Raw genomic sequence first — 16,605 nt, forward strand, 5'->3', positions numbered from 1 at the left:
ACATACACTCCTGAATATCGGTCTGATCTCATGTTCTCTGAACAAGCTCCCCCCTCATCAAACTTTTCCCCGGACAGATCCTCTTCGTGCTTAAGGCGATAATTATTCAGACCCGGGGTATAATACATATATACTCTATGCGTATTCTGGTACTTGATCCCCGTTTTGGCGCTGCAGGCGATATGATCCTTGGAGCGCTTCTCAGTCTTGGTGCAGACAAAGATTTTGTCCTCCGCTCGGTGTCTACCGTCTCAAAACCCGATATAACCGAGGTGACCCGCGCCGGTATTCCGGCGACCTATATCAGGACCAATACTGGAAAATCCGCCCGGAACCTCCAGGAGGTCCTTGCAGTCATCTCAGCGGCCGATGCTCCTGAAAAAGCAAAAGAGATCGCCAAACAGGTGTTTTACCGGATCCAGAAAGCAGAAGCGCACGTCCATCAGACAGAACATGTTCATTTTCACGAGGTCGGGGCCGACGACGCAATATCAGATATCCTCGGCTCGGTCACCGCACTTTTATCCCTGCAGGTTGACGGCGTACATATTCTCCCGGTGTCCGTTGGATCCGGAACGCTGAAATGTTCGCACGGGATCATGCCGGTTCCGGCGCCCGCTACGGCAGAGATCCTGAAAGCGTCCGCGCTTTCGGTATCGCTCGGCTCGTTTGAAGGCGAACTCTGCACTCCTACAGGGGCTGCGCTTCTTGCAGCCTTCCAGGAGATCTTTGGAACGCATATCCATACCGGCCGGCTGATCGCCTCCGGTTCCGGTGCGGGGACCCGCGATCCTGCGGATCACCCCAATGTTCTTCTGGCCTATGTCCTCGATACCGAAGAGAAAGGGTCGGAAGTTGATGTGCTGGAAACAAATGTCGATGATGTCTCCGGCGAACTACTCGCATCCGTTCTTTCCACCATGATGCATGAAGGGGCGCGTGACGCTTCGGTCGTCCCGATCGTCATGAAAAAAGGGAGACCCGGTCACCTGATCCGCGTCATCTCTCTGCCCGCCGATTCAGGCCGTCTTGCCAAGATCCTTGCACGCGAGACCGGCAGTCTTGGGATCCGGTGTATCCCGATGGTCCACCGGTTCATTGCCGACCGGACGATCGCAGAGGAGCATATCGTGATCAATGACAAGGTATTTGCCGTGAATGTCAAGACGGCATATATGGACGGGGCGATATATTCCCGGAAAGCCGAGTTTGATGATCTGCAGCGGATCGCCGATGCATCCGGCATTTCGGTCCGGACGGTGAAGCGGATCGTTGAGGAGGATGCATGGAAGCCGCAGTAAAAAAACTCCCGACCGGCGCTTTCGGCCTTGACTCACTTCTCGGCGGCGGCATCGAGCCGCGTATGATCACCCAGTTCTTTGGCGAGGCGGGTTCGGGAAAGAGCACGCTTTGTCTGATGGCGGCTGTTGAACTTCTTCGAAGCGGCAGGGGGGTCGTATACATCGATTCGGAGGGTTTCTCCATCGAACGATTCTCACAGATCGCCGGAGATTCTACGAATGAGTTTGCTCAGCGTCTGTTTGTGTTTGAGCCGTCGACCTTTGCCGAACAGGGTCTGATGATCTCCGAGTCGGAGCGGCTGATCAAATCAGGGGCGGCCGGGATGATCGTTGTGGATTCGGCGACTGCTCTGTACCGTGTGGAGCAGACGAACACGAAGGATGCCCTGTCCATGCTTTCACGCCAGATGATGGTCCTTCTCGGCATTGCGAAGAGGTATGATATTCCGGCGGTCATTACCAATCAGGTGTTTATGGATATCGATCATCACCGGCTGAGCGGGCTTGGAGGCACGGCGCTTTCGCATATCTCAAAGGCGATCGTCCGGGTGGAAAAACATGAGGGTTTCAGGCGTGCGGTTCTTTTCAAGCACCGGTCACAGGCCGAAGGGACCTCGTGGGATTTTGTCCTGACCGGTACCGGAGCAAAAGACCGGCAACCCCGCCTGAATACAGAAAAAACAGCGTGATTATTTTACAGTCTGGATTCCGCATCGAGGACTGCACAGACTTTATCGGTGGTTTCACGGATGAGCTGAACGGATTTGGCAAACATCTGTTCCTCTTCATCTGAAAACTTTACCGCGATCGGGAACACTCCTCCGCGGGTGATCCGTGCGGGGACACTTACGCAGATCCCTTCATGTCCGCAGACCTCGCGGCGGATCTGGGTCGAGACGGTGAGCATACGGTTTTCGTCCTCGACGATCGTCCTGGTCAGGGTCGCGATCGCATCGCCCGGTCCGTAGACGGTTGCGCCTTTGGCCTGGATGATGTAGGATCCGCTGGATTTGACCCGCTGGATCATCTCTTCGCGCGGAAGTCTTGCTACGCCGAGAAGATTGTCGATCTGGATACCGCCGACCGTTGTCGCGGACCACATAGGGACCATGGTGTCTCCGTGTTCGCCGATTATTCGTGTATGGACTTCGCTGACATGCACGTTGAAAAACTCCGCAAGGCATGCCTTGAGCCGCATCGAGTCAAGGTGTGTTCCAAGGCCGAACACGCGGTGCGGCATCATTCCCGAGTATTTCAGGGCGACCGTTGTCATGATGTCCACCGGGTTTGTCACGACAAGGAGGATCGCTTCCGGCGCCATGCGTCCGATCTGTTCGGCATATCCTTTTACAATCCGTGCATTCTCAAGAGCCAGATCCAGACGGGTCTGAGTAGCTTTTCTTGGAATGCCGGACGTAAGAACGATTATATCTGAACCCCGGAGATCTTTTGGCGTGGTCCCAAACGTTACGCGGGTATTTGTTCCCCGTGCGGCAAACGAGTCCATCATATCATGCGCAAGGCCATCGAGATAGGTTTCATTCCCGGGTCTTCCGTACAGGCACATCTCCTGGACATGGGGAAACTGGGATACTGCATGTGCTACATATGAACCAACCTGACCGGTTGCGCCGACGATCGTCACTTTTGCCATAAGAACCCTTAAAAGATATTTGGGACACGTTCTTGGTAGGAAGCGCATATCCGACTTCTGTTACATATCCCTTCTCCGCCCCGCAACCCTGCGGGCGCCATGCGTTTACGGTGAGGTCTGCTCCCTTCCGGGCCTGAACCGGTGCCCACAACAATGAGATAATACATCCCTCCGGATGTATCCATCACATCCGCTGACCTCGCAGGACAAGGTATCAACGTTGGAATACGTACCATTGGAAGGACTGACACAGCCGTCCTCAAACTTCGTCCCCTGCGTATTGGCAGTTTCAGGTTACAGGTGACGCCAAGCCACCCGGACTAGTCCCAATATATATGGGATGCCCGGAGAATAAAATGATGTAGGGTATGAAACGGGGTTTTGTCTTTTCCTTGCTTGCGCGGGTATAGGGGCTGTACATCGACGTTGTTTTTCCATTTCCTGTTTTTCACCAGCGGGCATCACGCAAAATCCGTGAAAAAAATTTCGCGAAAAGATGAGAAAAACACCTTCGGACGTGATCTGGAAAACAGCAATAATGAAAACGTGTCTGCCCTATTCTGAGTTTAGGGGAAAAGAACAGAACAGATACTCTTCTCCCGGACCTTTGGGATGATCAAAACAGTTTTACCGTCTTTGCGGACTCTTTGTCCCCAAGCTGACGTCTGCCGTCTGCCGTCAACCTGCAGAAAATAATGCCCCGGGAGTTTCAAACCCTCGAGAGCATCCCAGAAAAAACCTCTGTTTTTCAGCCGAACGGACCTTCCGCTTTCGAAATCTCACAAATATTTCGCGTAGTTCTGCATAAAAAAAATATTCGCTGTTTCCTCCGCGGCACGAAAATGTGCGGTCAGGGCATTCTCAGGATCTCCCAGCCGGTCGGAAGAACGTTCTGCCGGACAGACGGGGGCTGTTTGCTCACGAAAAATTCATCAAGCCCTCCCCAGAACTGAGTCATCGTATATCCCGGGTCCTCCATCCTCTTCTGTGCAAGCGAGGTGTCGATCATCCCGATCACCTCAAAGGAACGGTACACATGCGGGTAGCCTTCTGCACCAAGGAACGACGCCTTGTCGGTCACTACCTGGAAATGCAGATGCGGAAGATCTGAATTGCCGCTGTTTCCCATCAGGCCGATCACCTGTCCTTCTGTAACCGTCTCTCCTTTCGCGACCGTGATCGAGCCCGGGATCAGGTGGGCATAGCAGGCATACTTGTCATTCCCCATATCGATGATAACGTAATTGCCGGCTGCAGTTTCGAAGGTTATCTTCCGCTGGGCATAGATCTCTTCATAATCGGGCAGCCCGTCCAGAACATCCGCTACCGTCCCGCTGGAAACCGAGAAGATCTCTTTTCCATATCCCAGATAATTCTTTGCAAGGGATGCATCTCCGGTTACGGCGGATCCGGTGTCGGGATCGATATAGATCCAGTCCTGCGCATACTTCTGCGGAACGCGGGTCACTGAGTCCAGGGTGATCTGGCCAAGGAAGTGGTGCGTCACAGGCTCGCTCGTTTCGATCGCGATCCATCCGGGTCCGCGGACAGGGGAGCCAATGATTACCGGTCTAAGATCCTTGCGGACCTTTACCGTTCCTCCTGTTATCTCCGCGGTCTCCTGCCCGCTCCCGGTCCTGAACGTGACCCGATGCGTCAGCGAATCGGGAACGCTGTCCTCCCCGACGGCGAACCAGATCGAGATGCGCGGGTGAGACAATTTGCTCGTGCCGTTTTTCAGTTCCTCTGCGGTCGGCAGGGGGTCACTGACCTGGTGACAGAGTTCTGAGAGAAGATCTCCCTCGGCAGACCAGAGGATCTTTTCTTTGGCAGGGTCGATCACCTCGATTTTTACCGGCGTGAAGGTCTGGTTTTCGGGCAGTCCGAACGCAATCTCATATGCCAGATTTATGCCGTTACTGCCGGCGACCGGGATCGGGGGGACCGGAATGGTCATGCTGATCTCCGGCGTTCCTGCCTGATGGAGCGGATCCGCCGGCTGAAGACAGCCTGCAGTGATCAGAAGGGTGATCAGCATCAGGCATAAGAGAAGAGGGATATGATACGTTTTTGACATGATTACCGTATTTTCAAATTGCCGTGTTGAATGATAAAGTACATGCATTATCAGATATGTTCATGTGCGGAGAAAAATCATCACTGTCGGATCTGCGCGTTCTTTTTCTCAGCGGCAGTGAAACGAAAAATAGGGTATTGTTTATCTTCCAACGGCGGCTCCAGTCACATTTTGTTTGGAAAATGTAAAAAGAATGGGCCCGGAGGGGTTCGAACCCACGACCACCCGGTTATGAGCCGGGCGCTCCACCACTAAGCTACAGGCCCGCAGAGAGAAGTACGTAAAACGGGTTTGTGGTTTGACCCACGCGCCCTCAAAATTTGTTCCCTTGCAGAAGAACATATCATATTTGGTATGCTGATAGATAAAGGTGTTTGTTGATGTTCTGGAAAAAGCGGGATTTTGGATTCCGGGAAAAATCACAGAAAAAACAAAAAGAAACGCCGCCAACAGGACTCGAACCTGTGACATGCTGGTTAACAGCCAGCCACTCTACCAACTGAGTTATGGCGGCACAGTTGTGTTGCCTAATTACATGTGCCGGTCTTTGTATTAAAGATTATGATTTATGTGTCTTTTTTTCCTGATGCAGTGAAGCGAGATGTTTAACGAGCATCTCCAGATCCTGGTCAAAGTTTGCCAGCATCTCATGGGCCTTCGGCGTGGCGACAGCGCCGGACGGAGTCGCCTTGATATACTGCATCTGCTCTAAAACCCGCAGAGAATACCGTATTCTGTGCTGAGGCTGGCTGAGTTCCTCGGTAAGTTTCATAATCCCGATCGGACCCTGGCGTGCAACAACACGCATGACGGACAGGTGACGTTCGAGCAGCTCTACTTCGCCATTGATTTTACTAAGCATTATTTCTCCACATTTTTCGAGGCCGATTCTTCTTCGCGCATCTCTTCTTCAAGTTCTGCACGGATACGCGCACGGTATTCTTCCTGTTCCTTCTGCATCTGGGCAAGACGTTCTTCTTTTGTTGTTCCGTGGACATCAAGCCAGGCTTTGGTAGCGCGGTATTTTGGAATAAATACGGCAATACTGATTATAAAAATGGCTATACAGAGGATCACGATCGGTATTTTGAGCCAGATCGAGTCAGGAACCAGGAAGAATACAATGATTGCCGCAGCTGCTGCAAATATCAGGATGTTTAAGATAACTACGAGAACCGTAAATTTTCCCTTAAACTGCGTCCGCTCGGTTTCATCCATTGTAAGTACATCAGTGTCCCAAAGATAAAAACTACATCTCTTTAGAGCGCCAATAATGAGGAAGTATGAAGCGGCTTTTGGAAGAACTGGAAAAACATGCATGTGATGCCTATGTTGCATACGACTCGTCAGACGATGCGGATATGCGGTATCTTTCGGGTTTTCTGGCATCGGACCCCTATATCTACGTATTTTCAAAAGACGGCGCATCGACTCTGATCGTCTCTTCCATGGAAGAAACGCGTGCGCGCTATGAGTCAGCGTGTAGCATAGTGACACGCATCTCTGCAGGCCTTCCGGAACTCCTGAAAAAATACCCTGATCCTGAGCTGGCCGCGGCTCATATGATCCGGAATTTTGCCGGTCCGCGGCTCCTCATCCCCCCCTCGATGCCGGTAGGATTTGCTCGGAAATTGACCGAGGTCGCCGAAGTGATCATCGATTCAGGCACGATCGCGGGGATCCGGAGCATCAAGACCGAGGACGAGATAGAAAAGATCCGCTGCGTCCAGAAAAAAAATGAGATAGCCACCCGCGCAGCCGTTGATGCGATACGAAAATCCGAGCCTGATGACAGAGGGATTCTGATGCTGGAAGATGCTCCTCTTACATCGGAAAGGGTCCGGGACATCATTCACTTTGCGCTTCGGCCCTTCAACTGCGAAGACATCGACACGATCGTCTCCTGCGGGGAAGCATCCTCCATGCCGCATGCGCGGGGCACCGGTCCGCTGTATGCGAACCAGCCTATCGTGATGGATGTGTTTCCGAGAAGTGAACTGACAGGATATTTCGCCGATATGACAAGGACCGTATCCAAAGGTGCCCCCTCTGATGAGATCGTCAGGATGTACGATTCTGTACAAAAAGCAAAAGAACTCGCCGTATCGATGATCCGGCCGGGAGTGACCGGTGCTTCGGTTTATTCTGCCGTTGTGGAATTTTTCCGGGAGAACGGCTATGAAACGGCCGGATCCTCGGGATTCACGCATAGTCTTGGTCACGGCGTCGGTCTGGAGATCCACGAAGCTCCATCCCTTTCTCCGTCCGGCGGCGAACTGAAAGTTGGGCATGTTATCACGCTTGAACCCGGCCTCTATTATCAGGGAATCGGCGGGGTCAGACTTGAGGATATGGGTGTCGTGACAAGTGATGGATTTGACAGCTTTACGTGCTTTGAAGAAAAATTAGTATTATAGAATTATGATCGATAACGAACTGGATACCTACATAGAAGCGGGCCGGGTGGCAAAAACCGTTCTGCACAAATGCGCTGCTGAAATAAAACCGGGTGTTGGTCTTGCGGAAATTTTTGATATGGTCATGGATGAGATCTCATCGGCCGGTGTGTCTCACTCATTTCCGCCGAATATCTCATTAAATAACTGTGCGGCTCACGACACTGCCTCTCCGGACGAGGAACGGATATTTGCTGAAGGGGATCTGATAAAACTGGATATCGGAACACATATTGATGGATACATCGCGGACACTGCCGTTACGGTAGATCTTGGTGATCATGCTTCATTATGCGAGGCATCACGCGCAGCTCTTGATGCCGCGATCAATGTTGTCGCGCCGGAAGTAGTGGTCAGCGAGATCGGCGCGGTCGTCGAAGAAACCATCACATCATTTGGCTACAAGCCGATCATCAACCTGACAGGCCATGGCATTGCCCGCTATAACCCGCATCATGGTCTCTCTATTCCCAACACGGGAAGATTCGGCAGTGCAGTATTAAGGGAAGATATGGTTATTGCCATCGAACCCTTCGCATCTACCGGCTCCGGTATGACCCATGAGACTCCGCGAGGCGAGATATATCAGGTGGTCGGGGACGCCCCGGTCAGATCTCCGGCCGGCCGGAAAATCATGAAAAAGGCGGAAGAGATGCACGGTATGCCTTTTGCCCGCCGCTGGCTGAATGTTCCAAAAGCTGAACTGGCACTTCCGACCCTGCTTCGTCAGGGGAACCTCTTTCTGTATCACTGTTTATCGGATGTTCCTGAATCATTTGTCTCTCAGTTCGAACACACGATCATCGTGACCGCAGACGGCGCTCTGGTAACGACCAGATAAAAATAGGACTTACGCGGTTTGGTATGGATCCAATTTAGGTGGAGGGTGACTGAGTGTGGACGCATGAGAAATCCCACCGCGAATCTCCGCGAATTAACGCGAATCGCATTTTCCTTCCGCTGTCTTCTTGTCCTCGTCGTTTCACTCCTCGGCCGCGTTCCTACGCTGCGCCTGATCGGCTCCGCGTGGCCGGAACGCCAGCGTGGAAAATGCTGGAAAACCCGCGTCGCGGGTTTTCTCCCGATTAAATCCTGATCTTTTTCTTATTACAAGGATTTGAGAATCTTTAAAGAAAACCCGCGACGCGGGTTTTCCAGCATTTTTCGTTCCGCCGTCCCGACCACGCGGAGCCGATCAGGCGCAACGTAGGGACGCGACCGAAGGTCAAGAGGGCGGAACAGGAAAAATGCGATTCGCGTAGATTCGCGATTATTCGCGGTGGGATTTCTCATGTATTCACACTTATTTCATACACGAAATCGAAGTATATCTCATAAGGACTTCAGTTTTTTCGGTTGGGAGCACACCGCGTAACTCCTATAAAAAAGATTATTTCGTAAGAGGCATGTTCCACGAACGTTCGTTCTCAAGAACATACTCCCACTCTTTTTTGCATGCGCAGGGGATCTCCCACACATCATCCAAAACACCCTTATCGGCTGTGAGGGAATACTCATTGATCGCAGCAACGATCTCCTTGTCACACGTTCCGCAGTTGTGCGGGCCGCGCTTGAACCCGCCGCCGACCGGATCGCACGCTACGGGAACATCCGCTTCCCGGAGAACTTTCACCGCGGACCAGAGATACGGCGGCCGGAAACCTCCCTTCTGCCAGTAATGTTCCAGTTCCGTCCTGCCCTGGATCGTGCAGAGGTTCATCGAGATCATATCAGCATAGGGCGCGACCTCGCGGATGGATTTTTCCATATCCTCCAGCGCCTCCTTTTCGGTTAAAAAGAGCGGCTTCATCATCAGATATGCCTTCACGCCGACGCCTGCGTTATGCGCCGTCTCGGCAGCTTTGATGAAATCAGCAAACGTGTTTCCTTTATCGATCGACTTCTCACGGATGGAATCATTCGTCGTTTCAAGACCGATCGCGACCGTCAGCGGATGGGCCTGACCCTTGTCCAGACTTTTCAACAGACGGGCGAGCGCGTTTTCCGTAATGTATTCGGATCTGGACTCGGCGATCAGCGGTTTTCCTGCGAAGAACTCGCCGAACGCGTCGAGAACCGGAAGGGGCACCTCCTTCTCATCGAAAACACTGCCAGATGTGAAGATCTTTCCAAGCTGATACTCTTCGGGCGCATAGTTTTCCTGCATCCAGAGGATCTGCCCTTTCATGTGGTCGATCAGTTCATCCTTTGCGCAGGTATCCCGGTCATTTTTATATCCGCACATCCGGCATCTGTTCCACGAACAGCCGCCGGAAAGGAAAATCCCTGTCAGCGAGGAGAGGACCTCGCCGAAATATCTGTCCTGTCCTTTCCATGAAGCGAGAGGTTTGCGTAAATCTGTCATTATAATGTATCCTTGGTAATATCTGTGTAACTCTGAATAAGACGGAAGTAGATATCTTCACATTTTTTCAGCTGGTCGATCATGACGCGTTCATTGAGCCCGTGCATGGTCGAAAGATCCCCGGGTCCGTACTCGAGAGCGCGAAATCCTGCCAGGCGAAGTGCCCTCGCATCGGACGCTGCCCACTGGACCATCGGACGCGAGGTGATCCCGTACACCTCACCGATCGCATCGCAGGTTTTCTGGACAAGAAACGAATCACTCGCGGTAAGCGAAGCATTCGCCTTGGTTTTCGGAGTAAGAACAGCTGATTTCGGGATATGGCTGCAGATCTCATCGAGGACTTCATCACAGTCGCATCCCCAGGGGAGCCGCATATCCATCATAAGAGAACACTTCTGGGCAACGATATTGACCCGTTCTCCCCCGGAAATGACCCCGGGATTGTACATGATCTGTCGGAAAATCGGTCCGTAATCCGCGGTGTTTCCTTCGCCGGTTATCTGTATGGAGTGCTCGATCAGTTCCTCCATCTCCGCGGTCTGCTGGTAGACACGGGAGTGCAGTTTTTTCATCCAGGCAAGAAAATCCATCGCCTGCGTCACCGCGCTCTCTCCAAAAAGCGGATACAGGGACGAATGACCCGGTGTTCCGGCAAACTCCACATCGAATCTGCATACGCCTTTTTGTCCGACTGCCGGAGCGTGCGCCGGCGTCGGTTCGGCGATCAGAACATCACACGGGTGGATGAGATTTTTTTCCAGCAGATATCTGGTCCCGTATTTTCCTCCTCCCTCCTCATCACAGACGAATGCAAGAGAGACGGGGAGTTCGTCTCCGGCATCTTTTGCCCGGGCAACTGCGGAAAGGATCGCGGCGCACCCTCCCTTCATATCGGTTGCCCCGCGTCCATACACCCAGGTCTCATCGATTTTGCCCGAGTATGGCGGATAGGTCCAGCCGTCATTGAGCGCAGGCACGACATCGATATGTCCGCTGAGAAGAAGACGTCCCTTCTGGCTGGTCGATATGACATTATCATGGCCGTTTGGGCCGTTTGTGATCGTTGAGGGGATCCCGATCCCTTCCATAACAGAACGGATGTACTCCGCGACCTCCCTGGTGTCGCCCGGGGGGTTGTCACTTCGGATCTTTATCAGATCAGAGCAGAGTTTTGCAACATTCATACATTGTTCCTTTTAAATTCCGCGAAGAGTTTTCCAAGGGTACCCTCCGGATAGATGCTTCTGAGGAACTTGAGGCCGAAGAGATCATCGGCCATGTCATGGAAGAACTGGGGCGGCAGGGGTATCTTTGAGTTTGGATCGAGCACGATCCGAAAGCCGAGATAACAGGAGACCTCATCCGGATCATACACGAGCTGCCAGAGGATCGGCGTCTCCTCGAACTGTTCTTTGTGATTGTCCCGCAGCCAGACCATGAATGCCGGGAAGAGAGCATGATCTCCCTCTTTGGCCGTGTCCACGCGGCGGCGGAGATACTCCCCTGTCATCGTGCATTTTATCGAGTCGGAGCTGTATGCCAGTGCAGATAGGGTATAATCCAGATGCGCTATCGTGTCGATATAGTAGAAATACAAAACCGGGTCCATCTCGGAAGTGGTTTCCAGAATAAGGGATTTACGATAGAGGTACTCGATCTGCTGCGAATAGTCGTTCTTCTCCAGTAACATACTATTCTTGTTAGGTGTGCAAGACAAAAAGAGTTGGGCTTTGGGAAGTTCCCTTATGTGATGCCCGGGTATTTGACGGAGGATATCAGCGTGAGATCTCTCTGATGTGGTCATCGGCCCGTCTGACCAGTTCGTTTTGACCTGCCAGATCGGCCACGCTTCGTATCGCTTCAAGAAGGTGGACGGATTCTTCAAGAAAACTCAGGATATCCGCCGGAAATAGATCGATCCCGTACTCATCGATCAGGTGCCGGTGGATCTCTTTATGGTTCAGCCCCATCTCTCTGAGTTCCAGGATGCTGATGACGAATTTACGTTCCGGACACCCGCAGAGCGGTGAGTCGCGGCAGGTGCATTCCAGAAAATCCTTAAAAAAACGGAGGATCTGGTCCCGCGTTCCCGGATCCAGGCCGTCGATATTCATTGACCCGGTGATCGCTTCCAGATTTGCCGGGTGAAAGGCTCCGTCAGGCAGACGGTGACCTGCAGCACGCTGTAATTTTTTTATGTAACGAAATCGTGCTCTGCCCGCGATCACGAGGATTCTCCGGCTTCCTCATCAAAGTCTTTGAGCGATTTCATTGCGTCGGCGATCCGTTCGACCTCAACGAGCCACTCGTCAAAGAGGGTCGGTTCATCCGTATCTTTGACATATTTTCCGCAGCAGGAAGCTCCGTTGATAACGGCTGATCCGATGGATGATGCGATGTCCAGCGCCTTTTCCGGGTCTTTTGTGACGACTTTGCGTCCCTCTTTGACCAGGTTCTTGACCTCTTCTGCCGGCGGGCGGATCTCTTCGAGATACTTCTGTCCTGCTGCAAAGAGGACGACAAGGGAGACCTGCATTGAACCAACGATCTCTGCAAGTTCTTCGCCCGGGACCTCGGCCATGACGATCTCTTCGACACTGCGGAGTTTGGACTTTGCTTCTTCCAGGGGTATCCTGCTGTTTTGACAGAGTCTGATGATCTTGATCACGGCAAGCGTGATGTCATCGGAAAATCCGTCGAGGATACGGAATCCTTCCGGCATTTCATCAGATTCTTCATCCCCGGCCCAGTCAGCCGTCTCGAGGGTCTTGAGCCAGTTGTCCCATCTCTCCTGATTGTAGAAGATGTAAAAGAGTTTGGGAGCAGATTCCGGCTCAGCTGTTTTCTTACTTTTTTTGGCAGCCATGCTTAAGTACAGAATAGTTCGGTCGAGTGTGGTAATAGAACTTGTGTTTGATTATGGGGGGTGAAATGCCCATCTCTTTGGTTCAAAGATACCGGGACTTATCCCGTTGAAACAGGATAGATAAAAAAAAGTTAGAGTTTTTTTCCTGCATCCGGTCCCGGCAGGCAGGTAAAAATCTCTTTCACGCTGATTTTGACCAGTTCCTTTCCCGGAAGGCCGGGTTTTTTTGCTTCCATGAGCTCCTTCATTTTTTTGTGGTCGGCGGTTCCGGATTCGACGGCGGCAGTTCCTTTCAGCTGGAAACAGTTGCCGATATCCCTGCTCCAGACAAGGAGGGATACCTGGGGATTTTCTTTGATGTTTGCAATGGTTTTGTTCATGAAATTATTTGCGATCCAGATCACATCATTTTCCATGACCCATACCGCGCCCATCGGGGCTGCATTCGGGACGCCGGCTTTCGATGCAGTGACCAGATGACATACGCCGACTTTGGCGATCTGGTCTTTGAGTTCTGCAGTAAGTAGTGTCATAAGGAGTAGTTGTGCTGTATAGGTATGTCAAACTTTTCCTCCTATAACCGGGTCTGATCTGCCTTTTTTCCCTGGTGTGAACTTGACATTTATTATCAATCACCACGCATATATGTGCATGGTTTCTGACGAACGTAAAAGTCCGTTTGGCTCTCCTGCCGCAACAAAGAGCGGCGACCGTGAGGAGTTAATTGGTGCAGTTCTCAAGCAGCTTGAGAATGACCATGTACGGTCGGTTCTTCTTCAGTTCTCAGATCTGGAGGGGAAACCGAAAAATGTCGCGATTCCGACGAAACAGATGAGGAAAGCCTTAACTGACGGTATCAGTTTTGACGGTTCCTCGATCCAGGGGTTTGCGAGACTGGAAGAGTCGGATATGGTGCTCCGGCCCGAGCCGGAGACCTATCAGATCATTCCATGGTCGGATGAAAAGTATCGTGTTGCGAGATTCATCTGCAGTGTTTACACGACCCGCGGCGAACACTTCACCGGTGATCCCCGGTATATTCTGCATCAGCAGCTTGAAAAGGCGGCAGAACTCGGATACACCTTCAATGTCGGTCCCGAGATGGAGTTCTTCTTATTCAGAATGGTGAATGGTCATCCGTCGGTGGAACTTCAGGATCATGGGGGCTACTTCGATCAGACCCCGACCGATCCCGGAGAGGATGTGCGCCGCGATCTCGTGACCTCTCTGTCAGAGATGGGATTCGATATCGAGGCATCGCATCATGAAGTCGCCCCGTCCCAGCACGAGATCGATTTCACCTACGGAAATGCCCTCTCTATGGCTGATAAAGTCGTGACCTTTAAGTTCGCGGCAAAAACCCTGGCTCTCCACCGCGGTCTTCATGCCACGTTCATGCCAAAACCTGTCTACGGCATCAACGGTTCTGGAATGCATGTCAACTGTTCTTTAATGAAGGACGGCAAAAATGCATTCTTCGATCCCGAAGGAGAACACCAGCTTTCTGACACCTGCCGCCATTTTATTGCAGGAATTCTCAGACACATCGACGGGATCACGCGGATCGCGAACCCCACGGTGAATTCATATAAGCGTCTCATCCCCGGATACGAAGCTCCGGTCTATGTGGGCTGGTCGGCAATGAACCGTTCCGCACTGATCCGTGTCCCCTCTTCCCGGGGAAAAAGCACCCGCGCGGAGCTCAGAAGCCCCGACCCGACCTGCAATCCGTATCTGACATTTGCCGTTATGCTGGCGGCAGGTATGGAAGGCGTGATCCAGAAGCTCGAGCCTCCGGAGAGTGTTGATAAAAATATTTTCAGAATGAGCGCGGCCGAACGGGCGGCAGAGGGCATCCGCTGTCTTCCGTGGAGTCTGCACGAGGCAAACACCGCTCTGATGAACGATCCGCTTCTCTGCAGTGTTCTAGGGCAGCATGTGCTTGCCCAGATCAACCGGATCGGGGAACTCGAGTGGGCGGACTTCTCCAAGTCTATTACGGACTGGGAGATCAGACGCTATCTCGCGACCTACTGAGACATTCCCCATACTTTTTTTTCATTGACGGGGTACGCTTAGCCTTCCCCCCTCAGCTGACTCATCCAAACAGCTCTCATTTTACTCAGTCTCCACTCGAAAACCACAGTTTCGATTCGAAAATGCCCGTCCGCCGATCAAAAATACCCTTTTTCGGGAGGTGAGAAATCCTGCCACAAAGAGAATATACGCGGAATGCTGGCGATTTCGACATTTGCCCACGAAAAATCACCATCAAAAAACTGTCAAAAATGATTACCGGAAGGTCAAAATGGAGTGGAAATACTTATTTGCGAGTGGAAATCTGGACAAAATTTCGTCGGGGGAAATGTTTCCGGAGACCGATCCCGGGATCCCGAATTGGATTGAGAGCATGCCGCGAAATACTGCGTGTGTATCTACGCATGTACCTACATACACACAAGAAAAAAAAACGATATCCCCCTCCCGACTACGTCCGGACGTAAGGAAAGACGTACTTACATACACACATAGACAAATGCGTTTTTACTTCCTCTCTCTCTCTCTCTCTTCTGTACAAAACAAACTATGTACTATACTTATAAAAAAAAAGTGATTGATGAGCAATTTTCTTCCCGTATTTACTTACTTACGGACGTAGTCCTTATCCCCCCCCATCCTTTTTTTCACCACATATGTCTACATACACACATACCTGAGGGCGGAATGATGGTACTGAAACCCTTCTATACATACCTGACAGGATCGAGTGATCCGTTATTTCGGCGCAAATCATTTTCATCGGCAAGTTTGCAGAATCCTTTGACGTCTTTGTATTTTCCTTCGTCAAATAGGTCTGTCACCTCCCGCAGCTCCGCAAGGAACGTACGAACTTTTTGGATGCCTGCAAGGATCGCGTTTTTCCGTTCAAAATACCGACCCGTATACTCCTCAAATGATCCCGGCAGGCTGGTTTCGCCCGGGTACATTTTCTTCCAGCCGATGGTTTTCTCCGCGTTTTTCGATCGGAGCAAAGCTTCGAACTCTGCCGTTTGGCGACGGAGCTCTTCTGCATTCCGTACGAGATATTTTTCCAGATCCGCGGACACTTTTGTGTCCCCGGGAGCAGAATACCTATCGCATGATTCGCATGGTCCGCCGTCCAGGACATCGGTTCCACAATAAAAACGGCAGAACTCCGTCTGTTTGTTCCAGAGATCCTGAGCCGTCTGTAACGCGGTTCTGAGGTATCGGGAGATCATATCGAAGTATTCTCGCGGATCGTCAGCTGGAAGACCGATGAGGGATATGAGGATATCCGTCTGATATGCGGTCAAGCTTTCGGCTGTGTTCCAAAACGCCGGGTGGAGAAAGAGGATCGTATGACTGGCTGTTTTGTCGGTATATTCGCAGTACCAGGTGATTTTTTCCGCACGGAGAACGGCTCCTGTTTTGTCATAAGCAGGATGATCACTGAGTATTTTCCATTCACTCAAGGGCGAGTGTCTGTTTTTCATTTCCGGATGACCCTTGTAGTATCGTATCATCGCGAGAGTCGATATAGGTTCTGCTGGCGGGAGCGGGGACCTTTGGGTCCCTTAGCGGAGGCGGGCCGTCCCTTTAGGGGCGGGCTCAGCCGAGCAAGTCGATAGACTTGCGAGCAAATCTTTGATTTGCGACTGCGGTCATCACACGAAATTCACGAAAACATAACGCAAATCAGAGATTTGCTCGCAAGTCTATCGACTTGCTCAGCTAAGATCTCCGGCTGCGCCGTCAATCCGCCTCTGCTGAGTTTGTCCGCGTTCCGTGTCCAACCCGCCAACGAAATTCACGAAAAGGGGGACAGGGGCGGAGTAACGGGAGATATTTTTTGATTCGGGGT

At 51.8% G+C, this 16,605-nt stretch carries 17 protein-coding genes, 2 tRNA genes and 1 other RNA gene; 6 read left to right on the forward strand and 14 right to left on the reverse strand.

Going from position 1 to position 16,605, the window contains the following annotated elements; all coding sequences use genetic code 11:
* The first annotated feature begins 137 nt into the window (after positions 1–137).
* Both larC and radB read left to right on the forward strand, forming a co-directional pair.
* The gene (gene larC, locus H575_RS06470; RefSeq protein WP_042699752.1) at positions 138–1,301 is read left to right on the forward strand and encodes a nickel pincer cofactor biosynthesis protein LarC; all 1,164 of its coding nucleotides are present in this window, start codon (positions 138–140) and stop codon (positions 1,299–1,301) included.
* A complete protein-coding gene (gene radB, locus H575_RS06475; protein WP_042699754.1) occupies positions 1,286–1,990 on the forward strand; it encodes a DNA repair and recombination protein RadB in 705 nt (234 codons plus the stop codon). Before larC ends, radB begins: the two co-directional genes overlap by 16 nt.
* Positions 1,991–1,995: 5 nt before the next feature.
* On the opposite strand, the gene H575_RS06480 is transcribed toward radB, so the two are convergent.
* The 7 genes from H575_RS06480 to H575_RS08975 form a co-directional block, all read right to left on the reverse strand.
* Positions 1,996–2,955: a malate dehydrogenase gene (locus tag H575_RS06480; RefSeq protein ID WP_042699757.1), complete on the reverse strand. Its 960-nt coding sequence runs from the start codon at positions 2,953–2,955 to the stop codon at positions 1,996–1,998.
* A gap of 18 nt (positions 2,956–2,973) precedes the next feature.
* Positions 2,974–3,286, reverse strand: an RNA gene (ffs, locus tag H575_RS09155) — signal recognition particle sRNA.
* 519 nt (positions 3,287–3,805) lie between these two features.
* Positions 3,806–5,032, reverse strand: a complete 1,227-nt coding sequence (locus tag H575_RS08970) for a M23 family metallopeptidase (protein WP_162139410.1) — start codon at positions 5,030–5,032, stop codon at positions 3,806–3,808.
* A 194-nt stretch (positions 5,033–5,226) separates the two neighbouring features.
* Positions 5,227–5,298 (reverse strand) — tRNA-Ile (locus H575_RS06490).
* Between the two features lie 175 nt (positions 5,299–5,473).
* Positions 5,474–5,546: transfer RNA gene (locus tag H575_RS06495), tRNA-Asn, on the reverse strand.
* A gap of 45 nt (positions 5,547–5,591) precedes the next feature.
* The gene (locus H575_RS06500; RefSeq protein WP_042699760.1) at positions 5,592–5,894 is read right to left on the reverse strand and encodes a hypothetical protein; all 303 of its coding nucleotides are present in this window, start codon (positions 5,892–5,894) and stop codon (positions 5,592–5,594) included.
* Entirely contained in the window at positions 5,894–6,250 is a 357-nt protein-coding gene (locus tag H575_RS08975) for a hypothetical protein (protein ID WP_052320000.1), read from the reverse strand. Before H575_RS08975 ends, H575_RS06500 begins: the two co-directional genes overlap by 1 nt.
* A 65-nt stretch (positions 6,251–6,315) precedes the next feature.
* Here H575_RS08975 and H575_RS06510 point away from each other — a divergent pair, with 65 nt between their 5' ends.
* From H575_RS06510 to H575_RS06520, 3 genes are all read left to right on the forward strand, one after another.
* Positions 6,316–7,449, forward strand: a complete 1,134-nt coding sequence (locus tag H575_RS06510; RefSeq protein ID WP_042699762.1) for a M24 family metallopeptidase — start codon at positions 6,316–6,318, stop codon at positions 7,447–7,449.
* Between the two features lie 4 nt (positions 7,450–7,453).
* On the forward strand, positions 7,454–8,329 hold the full coding sequence (map, locus tag H575_RS06515; protein WP_042699765.1) for a type II methionyl aminopeptidase: 876 nt from the start codon (positions 7,454–7,456) through the stop codon (positions 8,327–8,329).
* Positions 8,330–8,392: 63 nt separating this feature from the next.
* Positions 8,393–8,584, forward strand: coding sequence for a hypothetical protein (locus tag H575_RS06520; protein ID WP_042699768.1), 192 nt, complete (start codon positions 8,393–8,395; stop codon positions 8,582–8,584).
* A gap of 294 nt (positions 8,585–8,878) precedes the next feature.
* Here the strand turns inward: H575_RS06520 and H575_RS06525 are convergent, their stop codons facing one another.
* The 6 genes from H575_RS06525 to H575_RS06550 all read right to left on the reverse strand — a co-directional run bounded on the left by H575_RS06525 (position 8,879) and on the right by H575_RS06550 (position 13,255).
* A complete protein-coding gene (locus tag H575_RS06525; protein WP_042699771.1) occupies positions 8,879–9,853 on the reverse strand; it encodes an archaeosine biosynthesis radical SAM protein RaSEA in 975 nt (324 codons plus the stop codon).
* Positions 9,853–11,040 carry a M20 family metallopeptidase gene (locus H575_RS06530; protein WP_042699774.1) on the reverse strand — a complete coding sequence of 396 codons (1,188 nt, stop codon included), beginning with the start codon at positions 11,038–11,040 and terminating at the stop codon, positions 9,853–9,855. The genes H575_RS06525 and H575_RS06530 overlap by 1 nt, the downstream gene beginning before the upstream one ends.
* On the reverse strand, positions 11,037–11,546 hold the full coding sequence (locus H575_RS06535; RefSeq protein WP_042699776.1) for a hypothetical protein: 510 nt from the start codon (positions 11,544–11,546) through the stop codon (positions 11,037–11,039). Before H575_RS06535 ends, H575_RS06530 begins: the two co-directional genes overlap by 4 nt.
* An 85-nt stretch (positions 11,547–11,631) precedes the next feature.
* Positions 11,632–12,084 (reverse strand): DUF5814 domain-containing protein, encoded by a 453-nt coding sequence (locus H575_RS06540; protein WP_052320001.1) that lies wholly within the window; start codon positions 12,082–12,084, stop codon positions 11,632–11,634.
* A complete protein-coding gene (locus H575_RS06545; protein ID WP_042699779.1) occupies positions 12,081–12,722 on the reverse strand; it encodes a DUF2150 family protein in 642 nt (213 codons plus the stop codon). Before H575_RS06545 ends, H575_RS06540 begins: the two co-directional genes overlap by 4 nt.
* A 131-nt stretch (positions 12,723–12,853) precedes the next feature.
* Positions 12,854–13,255, reverse strand: coding sequence for a pyridoxamine 5'-phosphate oxidase family protein (locus H575_RS06550; RefSeq protein ID WP_042699781.1), 402 nt, complete (start codon positions 13,253–13,255; stop codon positions 12,854–12,856).
* Positions 13,256–13,373: 118 nt separating this feature from the next.
* Between H575_RS06550 and glnA the strand changes: the two genes are divergently transcribed.
* Entirely contained in the window at positions 13,374–14,759 is a 1,386-nt protein-coding gene (gene glnA / locus H575_RS06555; RefSeq protein ID WP_081406694.1) for a type I glutamate--ammonia ligase, read from the forward strand.
* A gap of 707 nt (positions 14,760–15,466) precedes the next feature.
* On the opposite strand, the gene H575_RS06560 is transcribed toward glnA, so the two are convergent.
* On the reverse strand, positions 15,467–16,216 hold the full coding sequence (locus tag H575_RS06560; RefSeq protein WP_211213866.1) for a hypothetical protein: 750 nt from the start codon (positions 16,214–16,216) through the stop codon (positions 15,467–15,469).
* Positions 16,217–16,605 lie beyond the last annotated feature (389 nt).

The organism is Methanocorpusculum bavaricum DSM 4179 (assembly GCF_000430905.1).
In the GTDB taxonomy this organism is placed as follows: Archaea; Halobacteriota; Methanomicrobia; order Methanomicrobiales; family Methanocorpusculaceae; genus Methanocorpusculum; species Methanocorpusculum parvum.

Excerpts from the sequence above, each read along its gene's own strand:
- larC (WP_042699752.1), top strand. The coding sequence starts at position 138 with ATGCGTATTCTGGTACTTGATCCCCGTTTTGGCGCTGCAGGCGATATG.
- radB (WP_042699754.1), top strand. The coding sequence starts at position 1,286 with ATGGAAGCCGCAGTAAAAAAACTCCCGACCGGCGCTTTCGGCCTTGAC.
- H575_RS06480 (WP_042699757.1), bottom strand. The coding sequence starts at position 2,955 with ATGGCAAAAGTGACGATCGTCGGCGCAACCGGTCAGGTTGGTTCATAT.
- H575_RS08970 (WP_162139410.1), bottom strand. The coding sequence starts at position 5,032 with ATGTCAAAAACGTATCATATCCCTCTTCTCTTATGCCTGATGCTGATC.
- H575_RS06500 (WP_042699760.1), bottom strand. The coding sequence starts at position 5,894 with ATGCTTAGTAAAATCAATGGCGAAGTAGAGCTGCTCGAACGTCACCTG.
- H575_RS08975 (WP_052320000.1), bottom strand. The coding sequence starts at position 6,250 with ATGGATGAAACCGAGCGGACGCAGTTTAAGGGAAAATTTACGGTTCTC.
- H575_RS06510 (WP_042699762.1), top strand. The coding sequence starts at position 6,316 with ATGAAGCGGCTTTTGGAAGAACTGGAAAAACATGCATGTGATGCCTAT.
- map (WP_042699765.1), top strand. The coding sequence starts at position 7,454 with ATGATCGATAACGAACTGGATACCTACATAGAAGCGGGCCGGGTGGCA.
- H575_RS06520 (WP_042699768.1), top strand. The coding sequence starts at position 8,393 with ATGAGAAATCCCACCGCGAATCTCCGCGAATTAACGCGAATCGCATTT.
- H575_RS06525 (WP_042699771.1), bottom strand. The coding sequence starts at position 9,853 with ATGACAGATTTACGCAAACCTCTCGCTTCATGGAAAGGACAGGACAGA.
- H575_RS06530 (WP_042699774.1), bottom strand. The coding sequence starts at position 11,040 with ATGAATGTTGCAAAACTCTGCTCTGATCTGATAAAGATCCGAAGTGAC.
- H575_RS06535 (WP_042699776.1), bottom strand. The coding sequence starts at position 11,546 with ATGTTACTGGAGAAGAACGACTATTCGCAGCAGATCGAGTACCTCTAT.
- H575_RS06545 (WP_042699779.1), bottom strand. The coding sequence starts at position 12,722 with ATGGCTGCCAAAAAAAGTAAGAAAACAGCTGAGCCGGAATCTGCTCCC.
- H575_RS06550 (WP_042699781.1), bottom strand. The coding sequence starts at position 13,255 with ATGACACTACTTACTGCAGAACTCAAAGACCAGATCGCCAAAGTCGGC.
- glnA (WP_081406694.1), top strand. The coding sequence starts at position 13,374 with ATGGTTTCTGACGAACGTAAAAGTCCGTTTGGCTCTCCTGCCGCAACA.